At 37.0% G+C, this 23481-nt stretch carries 28 protein-coding genes and 1 other annotated feature; of the genes, 26 read left to right on the plus strand and 2 right to left on the minus strand.

The window, feature by feature from the left end:
• Positions 1-92: 92 nt before the first annotated feature.
• The 16 genes from RUH95_RS04895 (at position 93) to pheA (ending at position 11117) form a co-directional block, all read left to right on the plus strand.
• Positions 93-692 (plus strand): Maf family protein, encoded by a 600-nt coding sequence (locus RUH95_RS04895; RefSeq protein ID WP_313891718.1) that lies wholly within the window; start codon positions 93-95, stop codon positions 690-692.
• Positions 693-1391 (plus strand): RadC family protein, encoded by a 699-nt coding sequence (gene radC / locus RUH95_RS04900; protein ID WP_313891719.1) that lies wholly within the window; start codon positions 693-695, stop codon positions 1389-1391. It begins immediately after the preceding gene.
• Between the two features lie 96 nt (positions 1392-1487).
• On the plus strand, positions 1488-2507 hold the full coding sequence (locus RUH95_RS04905) for a rod shape-determining protein (RefSeq protein ID WP_313891720.1): 1020 nt from the start codon (positions 1488-1490) through the stop codon (positions 2505-2507).
• A gap of 13 nt (positions 2508-2520) precedes the next feature.
• Positions 2521-3423: a rod shape-determining protein MreC gene (gene mreC / locus RUH95_RS04910; RefSeq protein ID WP_313891721.1), complete on the plus strand. Its 903-nt coding sequence runs from the start codon at positions 2521-2523 to the stop codon at positions 3421-3423.
• Positions 3420-3947 carry a rod shape-determining protein MreD gene (gene mreD / locus RUH95_RS04915; protein ID WP_313891722.1) on the plus strand — a complete coding sequence of 176 codons (528 nt, stop codon included), beginning with the start codon at positions 3420-3422 and terminating at the stop codon, positions 3945-3947. Before mreC ends, mreD begins: the two co-directional genes overlap by 4 nt.
• Before the next feature lie 36 nt (positions 3948-3983).
• A complete protein-coding gene (gene minC / locus RUH95_RS04920; RefSeq protein WP_313891723.1) occupies positions 3984-4655 on the plus strand; it encodes a septum site-determining protein MinC in 672 nt (223 codons plus the stop codon).
• A gap of 1 nt (position 4656) precedes the next feature.
• Positions 4657-5457, plus strand: coding sequence for a septum site-determining protein MinD (gene minD / locus RUH95_RS04925; RefSeq protein WP_313891724.1), 801 nt, complete (start codon positions 4657-4659; stop codon positions 5455-5457).
• 102 nt (positions 5458-5559) lie between these two features.
• Positions 5560-6105, plus strand: coding sequence for a hypothetical protein (locus RUH95_RS04930; protein WP_313891725.1), 546 nt, complete (start codon positions 5560-5562; stop codon positions 6103-6105).
• Positions 6074-6694, plus strand: a complete 621-nt coding sequence (locus tag RUH95_RS04935; protein ID WP_313891726.1) for a M50 family metallopeptidase — start codon at positions 6074-6076, stop codon at positions 6692-6694. The genes RUH95_RS04930 and RUH95_RS04935 overlap by 32 nt, the downstream gene beginning before the upstream one ends.
• A 51-nt stretch (positions 6695-6745) precedes the next feature.
• Positions 6746-6825: a sequence feature (ribosomal protein L21 leader region), on the plus strand.
• A 12-nt stretch (positions 6826-6837) separates the two neighbouring features.
• Positions 6838-7146: a 50S ribosomal protein L21 gene (gene rplU / locus RUH95_RS04940; RefSeq protein ID WP_090564007.1), complete on the plus strand. Its 309-nt coding sequence runs from the start codon at positions 6838-6840 to the stop codon at positions 7144-7146.
• A 1-nt stretch (position 7147) separates the two neighbouring features.
• Positions 7148-7483: a ribosomal-processing cysteine protease Prp gene (locus RUH95_RS04945; protein WP_093496532.1), complete on the plus strand. Its 336-nt coding sequence runs from the start codon at positions 7148-7150 to the stop codon at positions 7481-7483.
• A gap of 12 nt (positions 7484-7495) precedes the next feature.
• Positions 7496-7786 (plus strand): 50S ribosomal protein L27, encoded by a 291-nt coding sequence (gene rpmA, locus RUH95_RS04950; RefSeq protein ID WP_090564003.1) that lies wholly within the window; start codon positions 7496-7498, stop codon positions 7784-7786.
• A gap of 138 nt (positions 7787-7924) precedes the next feature.
• Positions 7925-8458 carry a Spo0B domain-containing protein gene (locus RUH95_RS04955; protein WP_313891727.1) on the plus strand — a complete coding sequence of 178 codons (534 nt, stop codon included), beginning with the start codon at positions 7925-7927 and terminating at the stop codon, positions 8456-8458.
• Between the two features lie 5 nt (positions 8459-8463).
• Complete coding sequence (gene obgE / locus RUH95_RS04960; protein WP_313891728.1) at positions 8464-9753, plus strand: GTPase ObgE; 1290 nt, start codon at positions 8464-8466, stop codon at positions 9751-9753.
• A gap of 17 nt (positions 9754-9770) precedes the next feature.
• Entirely contained in the window at positions 9771-10226 is a 456-nt protein-coding gene (locus RUH95_RS04965) for an ACT domain-containing protein (protein WP_313891729.1), read from the plus strand.
• A gap of 12 nt (positions 10227-10238) precedes the next feature.
• A complete protein-coding gene (gene pheA, locus RUH95_RS04970; protein WP_313891730.1) occupies positions 10239-11117 on the plus strand; it encodes a prephenate dehydratase in 879 nt (292 codons plus the stop codon).
• Positions 11118-11749: 632 nt separating this feature from the next.
• Here the strand turns inward: pheA and RUH95_RS04975 are convergent.
• On the minus strand, positions 11750-12280 hold the full coding sequence (locus tag RUH95_RS04975) for a transcription repressor NadR (protein ID WP_313891731.1): 531 nt from the start codon (positions 12278-12280) through the stop codon (positions 11750-11752).
• A gap of 137 nt (positions 12281-12417) precedes the next feature.
• Here RUH95_RS04975 and RUH95_RS04980 point away from each other — a divergent pair, with 137 nt between their 5' ends.
• The 8 genes from RUH95_RS04980 to RUH95_RS05015 all read left to right on the plus strand — a co-directional run bounded on the left by RUH95_RS04980 (position 12418) and on the right by RUH95_RS05015 (position 19178).
• The gene (locus tag RUH95_RS04980) at positions 12418-13374 is read left to right on the plus strand and encodes a LysM peptidoglycan-binding domain-containing protein (protein WP_313891732.1); all 957 of its coding nucleotides are present in this window, start codon (positions 12418-12420) and stop codon (positions 13372-13374) included.
• A gap of 3 nt (positions 13375-13377) precedes the next feature.
• Positions 13378-14226 carry a phosphotransferase gene (locus tag RUH95_RS04985; protein WP_313891733.1) on the plus strand — a complete coding sequence of 283 codons (849 nt, stop codon included), beginning with the start codon at positions 13378-13380 and terminating at the stop codon, positions 14224-14226.
• Positions 14227-14314: 88 nt separating this feature from the next.
• Positions 14315-14935 carry a Holliday junction branch migration protein RuvA gene (gene ruvA / locus RUH95_RS04990; RefSeq protein ID WP_313891734.1) on the plus strand — a complete coding sequence of 207 codons (621 nt, stop codon included), beginning with the start codon at positions 14315-14317 and terminating at the stop codon, positions 14933-14935.
• Between the two features lie 18 nt (positions 14936-14953).
• Complete coding sequence (ruvB, locus tag RUH95_RS04995; protein WP_313891735.1) at positions 14954-15967, plus strand: Holliday junction branch migration DNA helicase RuvB; 1014 nt, start codon at positions 14954-14956, stop codon at positions 15965-15967.
• Positions 15968-15981: 14 nt separating this feature from the next.
• Positions 15982-17022 carry a tRNA preQ1(34) S-adenosylmethionine ribosyltransferase-isomerase QueA gene (queA, locus tag RUH95_RS05000; protein WP_313891736.1) on the plus strand — a complete coding sequence of 347 codons (1041 nt, stop codon included), beginning with the start codon at positions 15982-15984 and terminating at the stop codon, positions 17020-17022.
• The gene (tgt, locus tag RUH95_RS05005) at positions 17023-18162 is read left to right on the plus strand and encodes a tRNA guanosine(34) transglycosylase Tgt (protein ID WP_313891737.1); all 1140 of its coding nucleotides are present in this window, start codon (positions 17023-17025) and stop codon (positions 18160-18162) included.
• A 41-nt stretch (positions 18163-18203) separates the two neighbouring features.
• Positions 18204-18464, plus strand: coding sequence for a preprotein translocase subunit YajC (yajC, locus tag RUH95_RS05010; RefSeq protein WP_313891738.1), 261 nt, complete (start codon positions 18204-18206; stop codon positions 18462-18464).
• 75 nt (positions 18465-18539) lie between these two features.
• Positions 18540-19178 carry a DUF421 domain-containing protein gene (locus tag RUH95_RS05015; protein WP_313891739.1) on the plus strand — a complete coding sequence of 213 codons (639 nt, stop codon included), beginning with the start codon at positions 18540-18542 and terminating at the stop codon, positions 19176-19178.
• On the opposite strand, the gene RUH95_RS05020 is transcribed toward RUH95_RS05015, so the two are convergent.
• The gene (locus RUH95_RS05020; RefSeq protein WP_313891740.1) at positions 19162-20688 is read right to left on the minus strand and encodes a putative polysaccharide biosynthesis protein; all 1527 of its coding nucleotides are present in this window, start codon (positions 20686-20688) and stop codon (positions 19162-19164) included. The two genes, RUH95_RS05015 and RUH95_RS05020, sit on opposite strands and share 17 nt — an antisense overlap.
• Positions 20689-20780: 92 nt before the next feature.
• Between RUH95_RS05020 and RUH95_RS05025 the strand changes: the two genes are divergently transcribed.
• Positions 20781-21095: a post-transcriptional regulator gene (locus RUH95_RS05025; protein ID WP_313891741.1), complete on the plus strand. Its 315-nt coding sequence runs from the start codon at positions 20781-20783 to the stop codon at positions 21093-21095.
• A 77-nt stretch (positions 21096-21172) separates the two neighbouring features.
• On the plus strand, positions 21173-23446 hold the full coding sequence (secDF, locus tag RUH95_RS05030; protein ID WP_313891742.1) for a protein translocase subunit SecDF: 2274 nt from the start codon (positions 21173-21175) through the stop codon (positions 23444-23446).
• The last annotated feature ends 35 nt before the right edge of the window (positions 23447-23481 follow it).

Here is a 23481-nt window from a genome sequence, read left to right on the forward strand (position 1 = left end):
TTAAAAATAGTGCCAAAATGAAATTATGTCGTTTTATAGACAATTTCCATTTTTCCAGTTCTTTTGTATTCTAATGTAAAGGGGGAATTTATATGAAACTTCATACAAAACATTCATTTATTTTAGCGAGTGAGTCACCGAGAAGGAAAGAGATTTTTAGTAGACTAAACATACCATTTGGTGTGCAGCCAGCAAATATTGACGAAAAAGTAGAAGGTAGTTATACACCAGAGGATCTAGCTATTAAAATTGCTAATTTAAAGGCAATAGCTATAGCAGAAATAAATCCTGATGCTGTAGTAATCGGTGCAGATACGACGGTTAGAATTGGTAAGCTTCTGTTATCGAAACCTACGAACAAAGAGGAAGCAAAACAGTTTTTAAAGCTATTATCTGGAAGAGTGCATAATGTGATTACGGGAGTTTCTATACGAGGAGCGGGTATAAGTTTAGCTTTTGCGGAGTCAACGCTTGTAAAGTTTTATGAACTGTCGGATGAACAAATAGATGCTTATGTAGAATCAGGAGATTCGCTAGATAAAGCAGGTGGTTACGGAATACAAACGATGAGTGGTCTTTTCGTAGAAAAAATTCAAGGTGATTACAATAATGTGGTCGGGCTTCCTATTAGTCGTTTATTTCAAACATTGCTGCAACTTCAATTAATTGAAATCAGCAAAGGGGTTAACTAAATGACAGTAAACTTACCGCCAGCTTTAATGATTCGAGATGTGCATTTGGCAGATAGACCTAGAGAACGACTAATTAGACAAGGTGCTCCAAGTTTATCCAATCAAGAACTGATCGCCATTTTACTTCGCACGGGAACGAAACAAGAATCGGTGTTACATTTAGCGAATCGCGTTCTTACTTTTTTCGAGCAAATTCAAGAATTGAAAAATGCATCGCTTGAAGAAATTATGTCGGTCAAAGGGATAGGAGAAGCGAAAGCGGTTCAGCTTCTTGCGGCAGTCGAGCTAGGAAGACGATTGTCACAACAAAAAACAGACGAAAAGTTTACGATTCGTTCACCTAAGGATGCAGCAACTTATCTAATGACAGATATGACTTCGCTTAAGCAAGAACATTTTGTGACACTTTTTTTAAATGTTAAAAACCAAATAATTCATAAGCAAACTATTTTTATCGGTTCTTTGAACGCATCGATTGTGCATCCAAGGGAAATCTTTAGAGAAGCGGTCAAACGTTCAGCTGCTTCTATAATTTGCGCTCATAATCATCCTTCAGGTAATCCAGCTCCTTCACCGGAAGATATCGAAGTAACACAGCGATTATTAGAGGCTGGACAACTAATGGGTATTGAAATGCTCGATCATGTTATTATCGGAGATCATCAATTTATTAGTTTAAAGGAAAAGGGGTACATGTGACACTGTGCATTTTTCTTTCTATCCGTTATAATGAAACTTATGACTTTAAGACACCTAAGAGAAACTTTGTGTGAGATAGAAAGGGAGTAAAAAATAGTGTTTGGATTTGGATCAAGAGATGTAGGAATAGATTTAGGAACAGCGAACACGCTGGTTTTTATTAAAGGAAAAGGCATTGTATTAAGAGAGCCTTCTGTTGTAGCTAAAAATGTACAAAGTGGTGCAATTGTAGCTGTAGGTAATGACGCAAAAAATATGATCGGTCGTACACCGGGTTCAATCGTAGCGATTCGTCCTATGAAAGACGGCGTTATAGCTGATTTTGATACAACTTCTGCAATGATTGAGTATTATTTAAAAAATGGTATGAAAGCTTCGGGCATGTCTTGGAGTAAACCAAATGTGATGATTTGTGTGCCATTTGGCATAACTTCGGTAGAACAACGTGCTGTAATAGATGCTGCTAAACAAGCGGGAGCTCGCGATGCAGTGACGATTGAAGAACCTTTTGCAGCAGCAATTGGTGCAAGTTTACCTGTTTGGGAACCTACTGGTAGTATGGTCGTTGATATAGGTGGAGGAACAACAGAAGTAGCAGTTATTTCACTTGGAGGAATTGTAACAAGTGAATCGGTACGAGTAGGCGGAGACGCTATGGACCAAGCTATTACTAGCTATGTTCGCAAAACGTATAATTTAACGATTGGTGAACGTACTGCAGAAGCGATTAAAGTAGAGATTGGCTCTGCACGAGTAATTGGTGTAGAAGATAGTATGGATATACGTGGCCGTGATTTAGTAACTGGTCTTCCTAAAACGATTGAAGTTTCTTCGGAAGAAATTGCAGGTGCTCTTCGTGAAGCTATTACTTCTATTATTGATGGTGTGAAAAAAACACTGGAGCAAACACCTCCTGAACTATCAGCTGATGTAATGGAACGTGGTATTATGCTTACTGGTGGTGGAGCACTACTGAAAAATTTAGATAAAGTAATTAGTGATCAAACAAATATACCTGTATTTATAGCAGAAAACCCATTAGATTGCGTTGCCATTGGTACTGGTAAAGCGCTAGATCATATGGATTTAATTCGACGCCAACAAACAAGAGGGTAAGGGGAAATGAGCCATGCCACAATTTTTTTCAAATAAGCGATTAATTTTGCTGCTTGTAGGAATGATATTTCTTGTGGCACTCATCAGCTTTTCTTTGCGAGATCGTGATCATGCATCTTTGCCAGAACAACTTATTAAAGATGTGGTCGGCTTTGGACAAGCTATCTTTTCCAAACCGACCCAGTATGTTACTGGTGTTTTTAGCAATGTAGAGTCTTTGCTTAATACATATGACGAAAATCAACGATTAAAAGCAAGATTAGAAGATTATGCTTCCTTACAAGCAAGTGTGAATGATTTAGCCATTGAAAATAAAGAGTTAAAAACTCTTTTAGATAAAACAGAAGACCTTCGTGCTTATAATCCAATTCAAGCAACAGTAATTGCTCGAAATCCAGATCAATGGGAAGAAAAGATTATTATTGATAAAGGAGCTATCCATGGTGTAGGTGTGAATATGGCAGTTATGACATCTACTGGTTTGATTGGAAAAGTTATTTTAACAACTCCATATACATCTACCGTTGAGCTTTTATCAACTCAAAACCCTAACTACAGAGTTTCAGCAGTTATAGCAGATCAAGAAGAAGTTTTTGGTTTAATAGAAGGATATGATGAAAAGCGTAAAGAATTAATTTTAAAACGAATTGATTCTGATTTTGAAGTGAAAAAGGGACAAAAAGTTACTTCATCTGGCTTAGGTGGGATTTTTCCGAAGGGTATTTTAATTGGAGAAGTTACAGAAGTTACAACGGATGATTATGGGTTAACTAAGCTAGCATATGTGAAGCCATCAGCTGAATTTTCTATTTTAGATCATGTTGTTATTGCAAATCGTTCGATTTCTCCGATTGATGGAACGGACGGCGATAATACGGAGGCAGATTTAAAAGCAGAGGCGGAGGAAGGTACATGATTCGTTTACTAGTCGTCATTATTTCGGTTCTATTATTTTATATGGAACCGATTTTTGGACTTTTTTCGCCTATTGAATTGAATGACAGTTTTTATACGTTAGTTCCTCGTTTTTTAATCATGTATTTAATATTTGTTGCCGTTTACTATGATCGTAAAAAGGCGATGATTTATGCTTTGTTTTTTGGACTCTTGTATGATGTGTTTTTCATTGATATTATTGGATTATATTCTTTTATTTATCCGCTAATTTGTTTATTGGCTAGTTTTATCGTTAAGTATATTCATCAGCATCTACTTGTAACTACTGTTCTTACAATAGTTTTAGTGATTTTAGTAGAGCAATTATTGTTTTTGTTTTATACAATCAGTGGGATAAAAAGTATAACATTTTCAGATTTTTATCAGTTTAATCTCATTCCTACGGTAATCGCTAATACGGTGTTTATTTGTATGTTTGGATGGGTTTTTAAATATATTCTTCTAAATCGATTTAAACAAAAAGCATTGACGATTCCAAAATAATGCTTTTGTTTAAGCAGCAAATCTGAGGTGACTTGATTGACGAAAAAGCAGTTAATATCTATAAAAGGAACGAAAGAAGGCCTTGTATTACGCCTAGACGATCAGTGTTCATATTCAGAGCTTTTAGAAGAGTTAGCGAAAAAGGTTTCTGATGAAGGTTTTGAAGGTCAAGCAGAAGTATTATTACAGTTAGGTAATCGTTATTGTAATGACGATCAAAAGAAAGAGATTATTAATTGTGTTCAGCAAACGGAGCATCTTCGTGTGACGAAAATTCAAAGCGAAGTGATGACAGTAGAAGAATGTAATAATCGTTTACTTGAAAATCAGTCGGAAACGTTTGTAGGCATTGTTCGTTCTGGTCAAATAGTTACTGCAGTAGGAGATTTAGTAGTAATTGGAGACGTCAATCCAAATGGTCGAGTAGTTGCCGGTGGAAATGTTTTTGTCCTTGGCCGACTAAAAGGGATTGCGCATGCCGGATCAAATGGGAACCGAGATGCAGTTATTGCAGCGTCATGGTTAGAAGCAACTCATCTTATTATTGATAATGTAGTGGAAACTATGACGGACGAGTTGAGCGTATTATCTGAGCATCCAGAAATGGAATGTGCTTACTTACATACAAATGGAACAATCGCAATTGATCGTTTGCAAGAGCTTCGATTAATTCGACCGAATCTATCAACATTTAAAGGAGGAAGCTAATGTGGGGGAAGCAATCGTAATAACTTCAGGGAAAGGTGGCGTCGGTAAAACGACTACAACTGCAAACCTTGGAACTGCATTGGCTTTGCAAGGAAAAAAAGTTTGTTTAATGGACACGGACATCGGTCTAAGAAACTTAGATGTAGTGCTTGGTCTTGAAAATAGAATTATTTATGATTTAGTAGACGTTGTAGAAGGGCGTTGTAAAATCCATCAAGCGCTTGTGAAAGACAAACGTTTTGAAGATAAACTTTATTTGCTACCTGCAGCACAAACGACAGATAAAAATGCAGTAAATCCCGAACAAATGAGAGAACTTGTGACGGAGTTAAAACGTGATTATGATTATGTGTTAATCGACTGCCCAGCAGGAATTGAACAAGGTTATAAAAATGCAATTGCAGGTGCTGACCGAGCAATTGTTGTAACAACGCCAGAAATTTCTGCTGTTCGTGATGCGGATCGAATTATTGGTTTGTTGGAACAAGAAGAGTCTATTAGCCCGCCAAAGTTAATTATTAATCGCATTCGCCAGCATTTGATGAATAAAGGCGAAGCACTTGATATTAATGAAATTACAACGCATTTATCTATTGATCTATTAGGTATTATTGCGGATGATGAGAGTGTCATAACTTCATCAAATAAAGGGGAACCTGTCGTAATGGACCCAACGAATAGAGCGGCATTAGGTTATCGTAATATTGCACGCCGTATTCTAGGTGAATCGGTACCATTAATGTCAATGGATTTACCTAAACAAGGTGTTATATCTAAAATTAAATCTATTTTTACAAAGTAAATAGCAAAGACTAACAAGCCGACTCCAAAATATTTGGAATCGGCTTGTTTTTTCTTCATGAAAATGTCGTTCCTCTCATACATTCTTACTAGGGGGGATATTATGTTTTCGAAAAAAAAATGGATATTTGCATTTGCATTTGCAGTGCTGTTTATCATGCTCAGTAAATTAGAAAATGATCGTTTGTTATCAACGAATTATGCTGCTTCACTTCTTGCACCTCAAAAGCCAAGTGAGGTGTATAAAAAAGTTGTTGCGTGGGTGAATGACCGAGGTGATATGATTAGCGTCAGCGCACCAATTACAACCCCTCCTTTAATCGAATATAAATCTATTCAGCCATTTTCAAAAGGAGCTATTTTATCTATCAATGAATCACAAGAGCTGTATGCATCCGAAAATGGGCTTGTCATATTTACTGGCTATACAAGAGAAACTGGAAAAACACTTTCCATTCTTTACGATACAGGCGAAACAGCTACTTATGGATATGTAGAGGATTTTTATCAATTACCTTATACAACAATCAGTGCTGGGGATATATTTGCTTCCGTTGAAAATGAATTACTTTATATTGAAGTAGAAAAAGAGGGAGAAACTTTAGAAGTGAGCAATCTTGTTCAATGGCTATCTAATACGAATGAATAAGAGGCTTTTTAAAATCCATCCTATTATGATTCCGTTTCTTCTATTTTTTTATTTATCTGGTGAAATTGCTCTGTATGCCATTGTTTTCGGGTCTTTATTATTTCATGAGCTTGGTCATTTGTTAGCTGCTAAGTTGATCGGGATAAAAGTAAACTCGTGTACAATATTGCCTTATGGCGGGGAGATAAGCATGCAGCAATTTTCCAAAATAGAAAAAAAGAATCAATTATTCGTTATAATAGCTGGACCTTTTTTTACTCTTTTGCTCCTTATAATTGGTAGTTTGGTTGAATTTCCTCAAAAAGATGTAATGCTCTTTACGCAAATGGCTATTTTGTGTCTAAACTTACTACCAATTTATCCTTTGGATGGTGGACGAGCATTATATGTATTTATACCGAATAAATATACTGAAATGATCGCTTTTTCTTTTTGTTGCAGTACGATTATTTTTAGTGTTAGTTTATATTATTTTCCGAGAGCGTTATCCATTTCGTTTATCTTTTTATTATTAATGTTCCAAAACTATTCGTATTGGAATTTCCGAAAGTACAAGCTAGCTTTTGAGAAATTGTCGAAAAGTACTTGACTCATTTTTTTCTATGTGATAATATTTTAATGTTATTGTTTGTAACAGCACCCGTTGTTACAACCGCACTGAAAAGGTTTAAGTGTTCAAGTAATTGAATCACCTTAGAGAGGGCGAGTCTTAGTCTAAGAGGAGGTGCAAGTATGTACGCAATTATTGAAACTGGTGGTAAACAAATCAAAGTTGAACAAGGGCAAGAAATCTACATTGAAAAATTAGATGCTAATGCTGATGAAGTTGTAACTTTTGAAAAAGTTTTATTCGTAGGTGGAGAAGATGTTAAAGTTGGCGCTCCATTCGTGGAAGGTGCTAAAGTTACAGCGAAAGTTGTAAAAAATGGCAAAGCTAAAAAAATTACAGTCTTCAAATACAAAGCGAAAAAGAACTATCACAAAAAACAAGGTCACAGACAGCCATACACTAAATTAGTAGTAGAATCTATTAGTTTATAAGATGATTAAAGTGACTATAACAAAAGACCAATCGGGTCATATTCATTCTTTCGAGATGAAAGGCCATGCTGATTTTGCGGAACACGGAAAAGATTTAGTATGTGCAGGAGCTTCTGCTGTATCCTTTGGTGCAGTTAATGCTGTAATCGCACTTACGGAAATCACGCCCATTATTAAGCAAAAAGGGGACGGAGGCTATTTATATGTCGAGGTTCCAAGCATATCAAATTTAGAAAAGGCTGCTCAAATACAGCTAATTTTAGAAGCGATGATTGTTTCTTTACAAACGATTGAGCAAGATTATGCCAAGTATATAAAAATAACCTTCAAAAAGTAGGAGGTGGAACATATGTTAAAATTAAATCTTCAGTTTTTTGCATCCAAAAAAGGAGTAGGTTCGACTCGTAACGGTCGTGACTCTCAATCGAAACGTCTAGGCGCTAAACGTGCTGACGGACAATTCGTATCAGGTGGTTCAATTTTGTACCGTCAACGCGGGACTAAAATTCATCCAGGTGAAAACGTTGGACGTGGTGGAGATGACACACTTTTTGCGAAAGTTGACGGTGTAGTGCGCTTTGAGCGTTTCGGCCGCGACAAGAAAAAAGTAAGTGTATATCCTGTAGCTCAAGAAGCTTAATTAATAATTTAAAGGACTGCATTTATGCGGTCCTTTTTTATTTTTAAACAAATAAATTGGTCGTCACTTCAGAGCAAAGAGCGAGCATTCCTGTTATACTAAGGGAAGGTCAGCTTAATATGGAGTGTGGATACAACGATGAGTTTAAAGCGATTATCTGTAAATGAAGTATTGCGTCATTCCATGCATGATTATTTAAATAATATGCATCTAATACAAATGAATTTAGATCTTGGTAGACAGGAAGAAGCCAAAAAACTTATTCAAGCATATTCATTGAAATGTAGTCAATTTTTTGACTTAAATAATGCAGGATTGCATAAAACAAATGTATGGCTACAGACTGTTAGTTGGACTCATAATAAATTGACTGTAGAAATTCATTCCTACCTTCAAAAAAATGGGTTAGATAAATTCGATGAGCCTTTAAAAGATTATTTAGAACGATTTGTGGAATCTGTTTATGCACAGTTGGAAGGATACCGAGAACAACTGCTTAAAGTAGAAATTAAGGCAAATGAACGATTAGAAGTTCATGTCGAACTTGCAGGATGCTGGTCTCCATATATCTGGGTTAAGGAATCTTTTAAAGGATTATTTAGTGTTGAGAAGGAAATGAACACAGAGTCAAATATTAAATTTATATTAGTTGGAAGAGATAGATTGGAGTGAAATAAATGTTTGTAGATCACGTGAAAGTGTACGTCAAAGGTGGAGACGGCGGAGATGGAATGGTTGGTTTCCGTCGTGAAAAATATGTTCCCCTAGGTGGTCCAGCTGGTGGAGATGGAGGAAATGGTGGAGACGTTATTTTTGTAGTAGACGAAGGTCTTCGTACATTAATGGATTTTCGTTATAAACGCCATTTCAAAGCGAACCGTGGAGATCATGGTGGAAGTAAGAATATGCACGGAGCAAATGCAGATGATTTAATTATAAAAGTTCCTCCAGGTACTGTTGTGATGAACGAAGAAACTGGTCTAGTTATCGCTGACTTAGTTGAGCATGAACAAAAAGCAATCATCGCTAGAGGTGGCCGTGGTGGCCGAGGGAATTCTCGTTTTGCTACTCCTGCTAACCCAGCACCAGAGCTTTCTGAAAAAGGGGAGCCAGGTTATGAGTTAATGGTTACATTGGAGCTTAAAGTGTTAGCGGATGTTGGTTTAGTTGGATTCCCAAGTGTGGGTAAATCGACTTTATTGTCAGTTGTATCTGCTGCAAAACCAAAAATTGCGCCGTATCACTTTACAACAATCGTTCCAAATTTAGGGATGGTTGAAACAGAAGATCAACGTAGCTTTGCAATGGCAGATTTACCTGGTCTAATCGAGGGTGCACATGAAGGGATAGGACTTGGCCATCAATTCCTTCGTCATATTGAACGTACACGTGTTATTGTGCATGTAATTGATATGTCTGGTATGGAAGGTCGAGATCCGTATGAAGACTATGTGACGATTAATGAAGAGCTAAAACAATATAATCTTCGCTTAACAGAAAGAACGCAAATTATTGTTGCAAATAAAATGGACATGCCTGATTCAGAAGAAAATTTAGCTGCTTTTAAAGAAAAAATAGGAGCGGAAACGAAAATTTTCCCGATTTCTGCAATTTCTCGTCAAGGACTTCAAGAATTGCTATTTGCGATTGCTGATTTATTAGAAGTGGCACCTGAATATCCATTAGAGGAATTAGTAGAAGAAGAAACAGAAACGTCTGTTATGTATAAGCATGAAGGACAAAAAGATGGTTTCGCTGTTTCAAGAGACGACGATGGAGCTTTTGTTCTATCCGGTGGAACGGTAGAAAGACTATTCAAAATGACTGATTTCAGCCGTGAAGATTCTGTCCGCAGATTTGCAAGACAATTACGTGGTATGGGGATCGACGATGCATTGCGTGAACGTGGTGCAAAAGATGGCGATATCGTTCGACTATTGAAATTCGAGTTTGAATTTATCGAATAAAGAAAGAAGGGGACCGTATGAAGGATGTAACTAATCAGCGTTTTTATTTAGTAAGGGAGGATGTTCTTACTGAAGCTATGCAAAAAACGTTGGAAGCAAAACATCTTCTGCAATCTGGAAAAGTATCTTCTATATGGGATGCTGTGAAAGAAGTAGATTTATCTCGTAGTGCTTTTTATAAGTATCGAGATGCGGTCTTTCCATTTCATTCGATTGTACAAGAAAGAATATTAACGGTATTTTTACAATTAGAAGATAGAGAAGGTACTTTAGCAAGATTATTACAGCTAGTTGCAGATTCTACGTGTAATATTTTAACGATCCACCAAACGATTCCAATTCAGGGGCGAGCGAGTGTTACATTATCACTTGATGTAACAGCGATGAGCAAGCAATTGGATGAGTTTGTGAATGAGATGAAGAGACTGGATTTTGTAGAATCAGCAGAAGTAATTAGTTCCGGTGCTTTATAAGGAGGATTTTAAATGTCTACTCAAAAGGTTGCTTTTCTTGGCCCACAAGCTTCATTTACACATTTAGCTTCAAAAGCTTTATTTCAAGATGAAATGCTTGTTCCAATTCGCACGATTCCAGAATGTATCGAGGCAGTTTCAAATGGTAAAGTCGATATTGCGGTTGTTCCAGTGGAAAATGCTCTAGAAGGTATTGTACCTTTAACAATTGATTATTTATTTCATGAAGCTGATGTGTACGTGATCGCCGAAATACAAGCACCAATTGAGCAGCATTTAATGGTTCATCCGAACAATAAAGAAAAGTGGGAAGAAATTACGACGGTTTATTCACATCCACATGCTTTAGCGCAATGTCATAAGTATTTGTATTATCGATTTGGAAAAGTTCCACTCGAACAATCGACTTCGACAGCGGCGGCAGCCAAATATGTATCAGAAAATGAGCAAGCGTGCATTGCTGCTATTGGAAATGCATCTGCTGCAGTTGAATATGGATTAGAAATTGTAGAGCAGAATATACATGATTTCCATTTTAATCATACTCGTTTTTTCGTACTTTCGAAAAAAAACCATTGCATTCAAAAGTCTGGGCATATCAATCAAGTGAAAACAACGGTTATGGTTACATTGCCGAAGGATGATCGTTCTGGGGCATTACATCAAGTGCTTTCTGTTTTTGCATGGAGACAGCTCAATTTAAGTAAAATTGAATCTAGGCCGTTGAAGACTGGTTTAGGGCATTATTTTTTTATTGTAGATGTGTTAGAGGATGAGAGAAGGCCGATGATGATTGGTGCAATGGAAGAATTGAAAGCTCTTGGTTGCGAAGTGAAGTCACTTGGCTCTTACAATACATATGAAACAAGAAGCGAAGCGCCTATTAAATAGGTGCTTCTTTTTTTGAAAGAAAGTATATGAGTGAATGGAGGAGTGGATTTCGTTACAAGTGGACGGGTTCGGTGGGGCGGACGGTGAGCCTCCTCGTTTCGCTGCGGGTCTCACCTGTCCGATAATCCCACCCGATTCGCCGCTTTTCACTACATTCTTCCTGCTTATGAGAGTGTATTCATGTTCTTTCTAATAAAGCCCTTTCATGTCAGAGGAAGAGAAAAAAGTTCATCAGTACTTCTAGGTAAAAATAGACCGATAATTTTCATATGAAGTAAATTGGTCCTCTACTTTTCCACTTTCTGTTCAAATGTAGAAGTGTCCCTTTCTAAAAACCTGCTCCTGCGGTTACTCGTCGCAAAAGAGATTACAAAGAGCTGCCAAAATTGTATCTTTGGCAGCCTGCAAAGTAGATAGAACCGACTTGCTTCTCCTTTGCCAAAAGCATTTCCCTACCTGGTCCTGAAGTTTCTAGCGAGCGAAAGGCGAACAATTGCCATACGATGACCGAAGAAAAAGCTTGTTGTAAGTGGCGCAGCCACTTACAACAAGCTTTAAAAGTTTTATCGTTCATCGTATAGCCCAATGTGAAGCCTAGAGCGAGCCAGAAATTACTTTTCTAGCATATCTTTTCAGTCTTCTATCACATACCCTTTTTTCCTTATAGCTTCGATGCCGCGATCTACTATTTCTTCTGTTGCTGCGGACAACAAATGTAAATGAACGCCTGATGTAAGCTCTAGTAAAAAAGTTGCTTCTGTTTCTTTTACCTTATGTAAAAACATTTCGACATCATGACGGTTCGACACCATTATTGAAGAAGTGAACTCGCCGTATACAGGATGTTCAATTGTTACATTTTCGACTGTCACTCCAGCATCTACGAGTGTCAGTAATTCATCTTCGGAATCTTTTGATTTGTGATAACAAGCTACACGTTTTTGAACATAGGAGGATTTTTCATTACTTGGCATGATCAAATATCCTTGGCTTGTAGAAATGATAGGTGCATTTGTTGCTTTTAGTAAGGTAATATCATTTACGATTACTTGTCTGCTTACATTTGCTAAAGTTGCTAGCTTAGTGCCTGTTATTGGCTCTGATTGTTGTTGTAAAAAAGAAAAAATCCATTCTCTTCTCTCTGCTCCTTTTAACTTTTTCAATTAAAATCCCCCCATTTTTGCATAACTACCTGTTGTCTTTTCATAAGTTTAACATGAAGGGAAGTTTGTTTGTTTTAAAAACATGTGACCATTTGAAATTGATGTACATATTTTAAGGAGAAGGAAGGAGGAAGACTGTGCATATTCATATTGTAACAAAAGGAGATACTCTTTGGAAAATAGCAAGAAGCTACAATGTCTCCTTTGAAGAGTTAAAGAAATTAAATGCGCATCTCGCTAATCCAGAATACATTGTGCCAGGGATGAAGATTTTTATTCCTGAAACGAAAAAAATGGAATCGATTAATCATCCTTTTAGTGAGCATCGCCCAGTGAACAAAAAATCTGAAATGAGGGAGGAAATAAACATCCAACAGCATCCCGGAACACATCCGAGTTTTCAACCAGTGCAGCCAATTCAACCATCTCATCTGAAGCAACAAATGCGTCCCGTTCCATCAACGCCATCTGTTCATCCGAAGCAGCAAATGCATCCAGTTCAACCATCCCATCCAACTCATCCGAAAGAACAAATGCGTCCGATTCAACCATCCCATCCGATACCACCTAAGCAACAAGTGCGTCCAGTACCAATTCCAGTACCAATAATACCTATTCAACCGCAACCAAAGCCAGTTCCAGATTTAGATATGACGCAATCTCCAGGAGGATGGAGATTAATCGAATCAACATCGATTCATATTAATATACACAATGATAATCGTGAAGTGGAATTTACAACTCCAGTAGTACCATCGACGCCGGTAGTTCCTGTGATTCCACCACCAAAACCAACTCCACCAGTACAACAAGTACCACCACCAGTAGTGGAAGAAGCAACTCCTATTTTCCCGCAAATGTTTCCGTGCGATCCATGCCAACAAATGCAACCATGTGACCCATGTCAACAAATGCAGCCATTCCCATTTATGCATCACCAAATGCATCCACATATGTTCCAACCAATGCTCCCGTCAATGCATCCACAAATGCACCCTCATATGCAACAACAAATGCAAGGGCATGGAGGGATGCCTTGTGCTCACGTATGCTTTGTCCCTGTATATCCATGTCCCCCATTTCAGCCGTTTTAGAAAGTGAGTTACTATATTCGGCAAATAAAAAAGAATGTTTGGAAATGGGAAAATGAGAATGGGTTATTTTCTGTAAAAAAATATCCAACAATAGAACAGGCAGAAAAAATACGGTCTATTCATCAAGAATTACTCTACTTAAAAGTTCCGTTTATATTACCAGTAATCGAGACAGCGCAATCTGACTTTATCGTACAACCATGGTTTAAAGGAACGCATTCCGTGGATTATGCGAATGAAGAAGATAGGAAACATGTGCATGAATTATTAAAAGGTTTGCATGAAACAATTCAATACGTGGATTGGAAAGAAAATAGATTGCTTCCACATTTTGATTTAATCGGAAAATGGAAAAATCGATTTGAAAAAATGAAAGATATTTCGTATTTTTTAGCGTTTTATTTGGAAAAAGAGCAAATTGCAATGCTTTTAGAGTACGGTGAGTATGCACTTAGTCAGATGAAACCATTTTCTCGTGATGAAATGACGTTGTTACATGGAGATGTCGTGCATCATAATTTTTTATCCAATGAAGTTGCATATAAAATGATTGATTTTGATCTTGCGGTGTTAGGGCCAAAAGAAGTGGAAGAAATATTGTGGATACATCGTGTCTTGCCGACGATTGACTATAATATTTCGTTTTTGTTGGAAGAATTCCCCGCTTTAGAAGAAGTTGTTTTGAAACATCGAGAAGCGCTCATTTATCCGAACGAGTTGTATCGGGAATGGTTATATGCATTTGCTTTACCGCAAGAAAGAAAACTAAAATTTATCGAACAGTTAGTACCTTATACGAACAAAGCGTTAACGGAATGGCCGAATTTATGCTATAATTTAAGTCATATGTAAAAGGTTGATTGGAGAGTTGGTCGCTCGGGCAAAGAGCGGCCTTCTTTGTTGTGATACACTATAGTCGTTGAATGTGAGGGATGCATCCGTGTATGATTACATAAAAGGTCAAGTTACTCGTGTAACACCAGAGTATGTAGTATTAGAGCAACAAGGGATTGGCTATCAATTATTAACGCCAAACCCATTTGCTTTTCGAAAAAGTGAGGAAGAAATACAAGTATTTCTACATTTTCATGTGAGAGAAGATGCACAGCAGCTTATGGGATTTCTAGACTTATCTCAAAGAGAATTATTTAGAAAGCTAATTCTTGTTTCGGGAATTGGACCTAAAGGGGCACTTGCAATTTTGGCGAGTGGAGTTCCTTCTCATGTTATACAAGCGATTGAACGAGAAGATGAAGCCTTTTTAGTGAAGTTTCCCGGCGTAGGGAAGAAGACCGCTAGGCAAATGATTCTTGATTTAAAAGGCAAGTTAAATGATTTAATGGATGCAGAGCAATTTACTTTTGAAAGCGACGGACCGACTTTGTTTGACGATGGTCAATCGACGCATGATTTAGAAGAAGCGATGTTAGCGTTAACGGCACTTGGATACTCCGAGCGAGAATTGTCGAAAATAAGACCATTGCTTAAAGGAAATGACACTTTGCAAACGACAGATGATTTCATGAAAAAAGCACTTCAATTATTATTTTCTGGGAAATAAGAAAAGGAGGTTCAAACGATGACGGAACGAGTTATTTCAAGTGAAATTTCCATGTTTGATGAGCCGTTCGAGCAGTCGCTGCGACCGCAATTTTTATCGCAATATATTGGACAAGAAAAGATTAAGCATAATTTAGAAATTTTTATTGAAGCGGCAAAAATGAGAAGTGAAAGCTTAGATCATTGTCTATTGTATGGACCTCCTGGACTTGGTAAAACTACTCTAGCTGCTGTTATTGCGAATGAAATGAATGTACAAATTCGCATGACTAGTGGGCCAGCCATTGAGCGTCCAGGTGATTTAGCGGCTATTGTGAGTTCGCTTGAGCCAGGGGATGTTTTATTTATAGATGAAATACATCGTTTGAATCGTTCGATTGAGGAAGTATTATATCCTGCAATGGAAGACTTTTGCTTAGATATAGTTGTTGGAAAAGGTCCTTCTGCTCGCAGTGTACGATTAGATTTACCACCATTTACGTTAATCGGAGCTACAACTAGAGCCGGAGCTTTATCTGCTCCATTACGTGACCGCTTCGGTGTGTTATTAAGGCTTGATTATTACGATGAAATGGCACTAACTTCAATTGTTACAAGAAGTGCAGAGTTATTTAATGCATCTATTGATCATGAATCGGCAGGTGAGATTGCAAGTCGTGCAAGAGGGACTCCGCGTATTGCGAATCGATTGCTGAAGCGAGTAAGGGACTATGCACAAGTAAGAGGTAATGGGCATATATCTATTGATATGGCTCAGGAGGCATTAGAGCTACTTCAAGTAGATCCAAGAGGCTTAGACCATATTGATCATAAGCTTATTACTGCCATGATCGAACGTTTTAGAGGTGGTCCAGTTGGACTTGATACAATTGCTGCGAGTATTGGAGAAGAGTCGACAACGATTGAAGATGTGTATGAGCCATATTTAATGCAAATTGGATTTATTCAACGTTCGCCTAGAGGGAGAATCGTTACAAATTTAGCGTATGAACATTTTGGTATTCCATTACCGATTGAAAGAAATGACTTATAAAGGATGTACGATATATGAAAGTGGAAGATTTTGATTTTGATTTACCTGAGGAGTTAATCGCACAAACACCGTTATTAGATCGGACAAGCAGTAGATTGTTCATAGCGGATTATCCGAAAAAAACTTATAAACATGAAACTTTTTCGGCTATTTTAGATGAGTTAAATGCAGGGGATTGTCTTGTATTAAACGATACGAAAGTAATGCCAGCTCGTTTGATGGGCGTAAAAGAAGAAACAGGAGCAAATGTGGAAGTGCTTCTTCTCACGCAAATAGAAGGTGACCATTGGGAAACACTAGTAAAGCCGGCTAAACGCGTGAAAATAGGCACGAAGCTTACATTTGGTGAAGGGTTACTAACAGCTATTTGTACAGAAACAAAAGATCATGGTGGACGAGTTTTTCGCTTTGAATACGATGGACTATTTTTTGAAGTATTAGATCAGTTAGGAGAAATGCCGCTTCCTCCTTATATTCATGAAAAGCTTGAAAATAAGGAACGATATCAAACGGTATATGCAAAAGAACAAGGCTCTGCTGCAGCACCTACTGCGGGATTACATTTTACGGAGGCACTTTTAGAAGAAATTCGCGTAAAAGGTGTTCATATCGCTTTTGTTACGCTTCATGTAGGTCTTGGAACATTCCGCCCAGTTAGCGTAGATTCGATTGATGATCATGAAATGCACTCGGAATTTTATCGAGTGACAAAAGAAACCGCGACGATGATTAATGAAGTGAAAAAAAACGGCGGGAAAATTATTTCAGTTGGAACTACTTCTACAAGAACGTTAGAAACGGTTGCGTCTAAATTTGATGGAATAATCGAGGAAGATAGTGGTTGGACGTCTATCTTCATCTATCCAGGGTATGATTTTAAATGTATTGACGCCATGATTACTAATTTTCATTTGCCGAAATCGACGCTTGTCATGTTAGTTAGTGCACTAACATCACGAGATTTTATGTTAAATGCATATAAAGAAGCAATTGAACAACGTTACCGATTTTTCAGCTTTGGTGATGCAATGTTTATAAAAGGAAGGAATTATTAAATGACAGCAGTTACGTATGAATTAATCAAAAAAGATAAACAAACAGGTGCACGTCTAGGCATTGTGCATACACCACATGGTTCTTTTGAAACACCAACGTTTATGCCTGTAGGAACACAAGCTACAGTAAAAACAATGGCTCCAGAAGAAATAAAAGAAATGGATGCAGGTATTATATTAAGTAATACGTATCATCTATGGCTTCGACCAGGTCATGATATTATTCGTGAGGCGGGCGGATTGCATAAGTTTATGAACTGGGATCGTGCTATTTTAACGGATTCTGGTGGATTCCAAGTATTTAGTTTAAGTGATATGCGCAAAATTGAAGAAGAAGGTGTTCATTTCCGCAATCATTTAAATGGAGATAAGTTATTTTTAAGCCCGGAAAAATCAATGGAAATTCAAAATGCATTAGGCTCAGATATTATGATGGCATTTGATGAATGTCCACCATATCCAGCAAGCTTTGAGTACATGAAAGCATCTGTAGAACGTACTTCTCGCTGGGCAGAGCGTTGCTTAACTGCACATACGAATACTTCTACACAAAGTCTGTTCGGAATTATCCAAGGTGGGGAATACGAAGAATTACGTAAACAATCTGCAAAAGATTTAGTTTCGTTAGATTTCCCTGGATATGCAATTGGTGGTCTTTCTGTAGGGGAACCAAAAGATGTGATGAACCGCGTGCTTGATTTTACTGCGCCATTAATGCCTGATAATAAACCAAGATACTTAATGGGGGTAGGATCACCTGACTCATTAATAGACGGTGCTATTCGCGGTATTGATATGTTTGACTGCGTATTGCCTACACGTATTGCGCGTAATGGTACGTTCTTTACATCAAAAGGTCGATTAGTTATTAAAGGAGCAGCATTTGCTCGTGATTTTGGACCAATCGATGACAAATGTGATTGCTACACATGTAAAAATTATTCAAGAGCATATATTCGTCACTTATTCAAAGCGGATGAAACTTTTGGACTGCGTTTAGCGTCTTATCATAATCTTCATTTCTTAATGAATTTAATGAAGGAAGTTCGCCAAGCTATACGTGAAGATCGCTTGTTAGACTTTAAAGAAGAATTTTTTGAAGAATACGGCTATAATAAACCGAATGCAAAAAATTTCTGATTCTTGTATACTAGTAAAGTAAGGAAAGGGGGATTATATATATGGATACATTGGTAGGTTTATTACCAATAATTGCGATGTTTGCTGTGATGTGGTTTTTCATCATTCGACCAGCACAAAAACGTCAGAAAAGTACAGCTTCAATGCAAAATAATCTAAAACGTGGAGACCAAATCATTACAGTAGGTGGATTACACGGGAAGATAGATGCAGTAGATGATGCAACGATTTTCGTTGTAGTAGCTGACGGCACTCGTTTACAATTCGAGCGCGTAGCAGTTGGACGAGTTATTTCAGAGTAGAATAGTATAAAAAAAGAACTTACTCATATGAGTAAGTTCTTTTTTTTGGGGTACAGTAAATATAGAGGTGATAAGATGAACGATATTCTCATCATTATTATTCGAACGTTCATACTGTATTGGCTAATATTGGGTATTCTTCGGCTGATGGGAAAAAGAGAAGTTGGTGAGCTAAGTCTTTTTGATTTAGTTGTCTTTTTATTAATTGCAGAAGTTGCTGCATTTGCATTAGATGACCCTAACGATAACTTTATTCACTCCATCATTCCTATGATTATTTTATTACTCATCCAAATTACGGTGTCTTATATTTCATTAAAAAGTAAAAAATTTCGCGATAAAATGGAAGGAGTCCCGTCTATTCTTATAAAAGACGGCGTTATTATCGAGAAAGAAATGAGAAAGCAACGGTATAATTTAGATGATTTACTGCAACAATTACGAGAGCAGCAAATTGGCTCTGTGCAAGTCGTTTCTTATGCATTTCTAGAACCTTCAGGCAATTTATCTGTTTTTAAAAAAGAAAGCGATCAATATGTGTTTCCTTTAATTATTGACGGGGATATTCAAGAAAGTCATCTTCATATGATTGGCAAAAACATCAAATGGTTGGAAGCGGAGCTCGAAAAACAATTAATACAAGACGTACAAAAAATATTTTATTGTAGCTATGAAAATGAATGTCTATATATACAGCTTAAAACCTCTTTTTAGACGTTCGAACAATTTGCAGGATGACATTGATTTCTTTTCGTTTTATTTGTCGAAATAAAACAAGTCCCGTCGTTAGGAACAATAGGGTAATCGTACAATCGACGATTAATGAACGGCCTCCGATACTCATGAAGAGAGGACGAGAAATAATCGTCAGCAAAAATACCGCATAAGGGATGATGAAAAAGGAGAAGCCAATTTGTGCTTCCTTTTTTTGTTTGATAGAAGCGATATGTAAAAAAGAAGTGATTAACACACCAAAGCCAATAGCGACTATTGCTCCTTTTTCTTGTATAGCTGCTTGAGATGCAAGGAAAAATAGTAATAATAATTTTCCTATTCCACCATATAAAGAATTAAAAAATGCTGCTTTTGAATTATTAAGTGCCTGAAGTATTGAAAACAAAGGACTTTGGATATAATAAAAGAAAAAAATAGGAGCAAGGATTTTCATATAAATTTCCGCATCATCCACATGAAATAATGTAGACACGAGTTCTCCACCGTGTAAATAAAACAAAGTAGCGGCGTAGCAACCAGTTAAAGTCGAGAATTTTAAAGAAAGATGAATTCGTTCTCTCAATAACGAATAATTTTTTCGAGCATAAGCATCGCTAACTGCAGGGATAAGGACAATCGATAGTGCATACGGAATGAAAGAAGGAAAAAGTAATAATGGTACCAATACACCTGAAATAACACCGTAAAGCGTTGTAGCGGCGATACTTGTAATGCCGGTAATAGCAAGTGCTTTGATGAAGATAATTGGCTCTAAAAACCATGTAAAAGATCCAAAAAGCCTACTGCCTGAAGAAGGTAATGCAACTGAAAGAATTGGAGAAATAGGATAAAAACCATCCGCTTTTTTCCGTGTTTGCTTTGCTTTCCATTTTCCGTATTTCCATCTTAAGTAAAGTAAAGCAGCGACCTCTGCAAGCAATGACATGATCATCGCATACGCAGCAGCTTCTTTTGGTGAAGCCGAAGTCAATAAAAAAGGTAATACGAAACTAATGAGCAATATCCGTACTAATTGCTCCATTAATTGTGACACAGCCGTTTCTTCGATTCGAGCAATACCTTGGAAGAAGCCTTTTAATAAGCCGCCAGCAGCTGCAATAGGTGCGATTGCAATGGAAACGTATAGTGTCATCGTTATAGCATCATTTTTTAATAAGTTTTCAGATATAAATGGAGTGACGAAAAGAAATAGTGGTGTGAAAATAAGAATGGCAATGACAGTAAGAAAGACAGATGTTCGCATAACTGAAAAATAATCGGAAACAGCGTTTTTGGTGCGTAATTCAGCAACAATTTTAGAAATAGCAATTGGTAGTCCAAGCTGAATAATGGATAGAAAGAAGATAAACGCTGGATAAGCAGTCATATAAATACCAACGACTTCTTCCCCAGTTAGACGAACAAATTGCATGCGATAAATAAAACCTAAAAACTTGGACAAAAAAATGGCAATCATCAATAAAATGGAACCTCTTAAAAAAGTAGACATAAAAACACTTCCTTCTCAAATACAGGAACTTCGTATACAATAATAATATGCAAATTGCTTGGTACATTATTCTTTAATTGGGGTGTGGTATTGTGGAAATCCGTTACGAAGAAATTTATACACATGTACTACCTGCTTTAGAAAGTAAAAAAAGTGAATTTGAAGTTTATCAGTACAACACAGTTACCGAAAAAGACATTTGGAAATATTGCATTTCAAAAAAATGGAGAAAAAAAGATATTGCGGAATTAGCTCTGCATCAAATCGTGAACGATGTGATGACTATTTCTCCCGCTGAATTTATGACCTTCGAGCAAATTGATCAATTCAAGACTTCCAACTGGTTTTCAGAAATCAATCAGGAAGAATTGCAGTTATTATTAAATCATAAAATTGAGGATGAATGACGTAACCGTTATTTGACAGTAGACGCATCGTGTTTCATAATAAACATGTTGCTTTTTTTTGAGGAGGAAATATACATATGAAAACTAGAGGGCGCATAGTTGCGTTTTTATTGCTTCTCGTTATCTTTGCAGGGACAATCAGTCCTACTGCAGCGGGAGTTCTAAATAATATTAAACTTGGTTTAGACTTGCAAGGTGGATTTGAAGTACTTTATCAAGTCGAAGAGTTAAAAGAAGGACAAACAATTACGGATGAGATAGTTAGTGACACTTCTGCGGCATTATCTAACCGTATTGATGCACTAGGTGTAAATGAACCTAGTATTCAAATTGAAGGCGGTCATCGTATTCGTGTTCAGCTTGCTGGAGTGGAAGACCAAAACTCAGCACGAGAAATGCTTTCTACGGAAGCAAATCTAACATTTCGAGATTCAGACGATAATATTATGTTGGACGGGGCAGATTTAAAAGAAGGTGGAGCAAAAGCAGCTTTTGACCAACAAGGTGCGCCAATTGTTACACTGGATTTAAAAGATGCAAATAAATTTGCAGAAGTAACTGCTGCCATTTCAGCAAAACCAGCACCAGATAATGTTTTAGTTATTTGGTTAGATTTCGAAGAAGGTGTGGATTCTTACGCTGCTGAAGTGTTAAAAGAAGAGCCTAAATTCATATCTAATCCAAGAGTTAAAGAAACAATAAATTCTAATAGTGTTGAAATTTCAGGTTCATTCACTTTGGAAGAAACAAAAAGTTTAGCCGGTATTTTGAAGGCTGGAGCATTACCTGTGAAATTAGTAGAAATTTACTCTACATCTGTAGGTGCACAGTTTGGTGAACAAGCATTAAATAGCACAGTATTTGCTGGAATCGTAGGGGTTGCTGCAATCTTTATATTTATGCTTTTCTATTACCGTTTACCAGGTTTAGTGGCAGTAATTTCATTAGTTGTTTATATTTTCTTAATCTTAGTCATATTTGATTGGATTAATGGAGTATTAACGTTACCAGGTATTGCGGCGATTGTACTTGGAGTCGGAATGGCAGTAGATGCCAATATTTTGACTTATGAACGAATAAGGGAAGAATTGCGCGTCGGTAAGTCTGTGCAAAAAGCATTCGATACAGGAGCGAAATCATCTTTCAGCGCTATTTTCGATGCAAATATTACAACTCTTTTAGCAGCGGGTGTACTATTTTTCTTTGGTACAAGTTCTGTTAAAGGATTTGCGACATTACTGATTATTAGTATTATTGTTATTTTCATCACTGCAGTATGGGCTTCAAGAATATTATTAAGTTTGTTAGTACACAGTGGTTACTTCGATAACAAGCCAGGCTGGTTTGGTATTCCGAAGAAGCGTGTCCATGCTCCTGAAGAGGAAATAGATACGTTAGATTTGACGACGAAATTTGACCGTTTTGATTTTGTTCGTAGCCGTAAAGTATTCTATATAGCATCAATTGCGTTAACTGTTGCTGGAATAATAATTTTAACTACAGTTAAATTGAATCTAGGAATAGACTTCTCTAGTGGAACACGAGTGGAAATTCAAACAGATTCAACGTTAACCAAAGAGGTTGTAGCAGAAAAGTTAGATAAAATTGGTTTATCTTCCGAAGATATCGTTCTTTCAGGTGATAAGAGCGAGAATGCCGTAATTCGGTATGTAGGAGATGACTTTACACAAGAGGAAATTAAAACATTAAAAATAGAAGTTGCTAAAGAGTTCGGAGTTGATCCAGCTGTAAGCAGTGTATCACCAACAGTTGGTATCGAACTTGCTAAAAATGCAATTAAAGCACTTCTTGTTGCAGCTTTCGGAATTGTCATTTATGTAGCATTCCGTTTTGAATGGAGAATGGGACTAGCATCAGTCGTTTCGTTATTGCATGATGCGTTCTTAATGATAAGTATATTTAGTATTTTACGTTTAGAAGTAGATATTACATTTATCGCTGCAGTTCTAACGATTGTTGGTTACTCGATAAATGATACGATTGTTACATTTGACCGTATACGTGAAAATTTACATCGTAGTAAAAAGATTACGACTGAAGAAGAACTTGCAACGATTGTTAATAAATCTTTAAGACAAACGCTTGGTCGTTCGGTTAATACAGTGTTAACGGTTATTTTAGTAGTAGTGTCACTTCTGTTATTCGGTGCAGAAGGAATTCGTAACTTCTCTATCGCTTTATTGATCGGTTTAATCGCCGGTACGTACTCTTCTATTTTCATCGGTGCCCAACTGTGGTATGACTTGAAAGTAAAAGAGTTACGCAAATCAGGTGGTATTGATGTACAAAAAGAAGAGAAAACATGGGGTTCAGACGAGCCTGTCGTATAAGTAATAAAAAAGATGGAACAGAGAATATCATATAA

The sequence above is a fragment of the Psychrobacillus sp. genome, from assembly GCF_032154225.1.
In the GTDB taxonomy this organism is placed as follows: domain Bacteria; phylum Bacillota; class Bacilli; order Bacillales_A; family Planococcaceae; genus Psychrobacillus.

Coding starts and splice junctions, on each gene's coding strand:
- RUH95_RS04895 (WP_313891718.1), top strand. CDS start 93: ATGAAACTTCATACAAAACATTCATTTATTTTAGCGAGTGAGTCACCG.
- radC (WP_313891719.1), top strand. CDS start 693: ATGACAGTAAACTTACCGCCAGCTTTAATGATTCGAGATGTGCATTTG.
- mreC (WP_313891721.1), top strand. CDS start 2,521: ATGCCACAATTTTTTTCAAATAAGCGATTAATTTTGCTGCTTGTAGGA.
- mreD (WP_313891722.1), top strand. CDS start 3,420: ATGATTCGTTTACTAGTCGTCATTATTTCGGTTCTATTATTTTATATG.
- RUH95_RS04930 (WP_313891725.1), top strand. CDS start 5,560: ATGTTTTCGAAAAAAAAATGGATATTTGCATTTGCATTTGCAGTGCTG.
- rplU (WP_090564007.1), top strand. CDS start 6,838: ATGTACGCAATTATTGAAACTGGTGGTAAACAAATCAAAGTTGAACAA.
- RUH95_RS04945 (WP_093496532.1), top strand. CDS start 7,148: ATGATTAAAGTGACTATAACAAAAGACCAATCGGGTCATATTCATTCT.
- rpmA (WP_090564003.1), top strand. CDS start 7,496: ATGTTAAAATTAAATCTTCAGTTTTTTGCATCCAAAAAAGGAGTAGGT.
- RUH95_RS04955 (WP_313891727.1), top strand. CDS start 7,925: ATGAGTTTAAAGCGATTATCTGTAAATGAAGTATTGCGTCATTCCATG.
- obgE (WP_313891728.1), top strand. CDS start 8,464: ATGTTTGTAGATCACGTGAAAGTGTACGTCAAAGGTGGAGACGGCGGA.
- RUH95_RS04965 (WP_313891729.1), top strand. CDS start 9,771: ATGAAGGATGTAACTAATCAGCGTTTTTATTTAGTAAGGGAGGATGTT.
- pheA (WP_313891730.1), top strand. CDS start 10,239: ATGTCTACTCAAAAGGTTGCTTTTCTTGGCCCACAAGCTTCATTTACA.
- ruvB (WP_313891735.1), top strand. CDS start 14,954: ATGACGGAACGAGTTATTTCAAGTGAAATTTCCATGTTTGATGAGCCG.
- queA (WP_313891736.1), top strand. CDS start 15,982: ATGAAAGTGGAAGATTTTGATTTTGATTTACCTGAGGAGTTAATCGCA.
- tgt (WP_313891737.1), top strand. CDS start 17,023: ATGACAGCAGTTACGTATGAATTAATCAAAAAAGATAAACAAACAGGT.
- yajC (WP_313891738.1), top strand. CDS start 18,204: ATGGATACATTGGTAGGTTTATTACCAATAATTGCGATGTTTGCTGTG.
- RUH95_RS05015 (WP_313891739.1), top strand. CDS start 18,540: ATGAACGATATTCTCATCATTATTATTCGAACGTTCATACTGTATTGG.
- RUH95_RS05020 (WP_313891740.1), bottom strand. CDS start 20,688: ATGTCTACTTTTTTAAGAGGTTCCATTTTATTGATGATTGCCATTTTT.
- secDF (WP_313891742.1), top strand. CDS start 21,173: ATGAAAACTAGAGGGCGCATAGTTGCGTTTTTATTGCTTCTCGTTATC.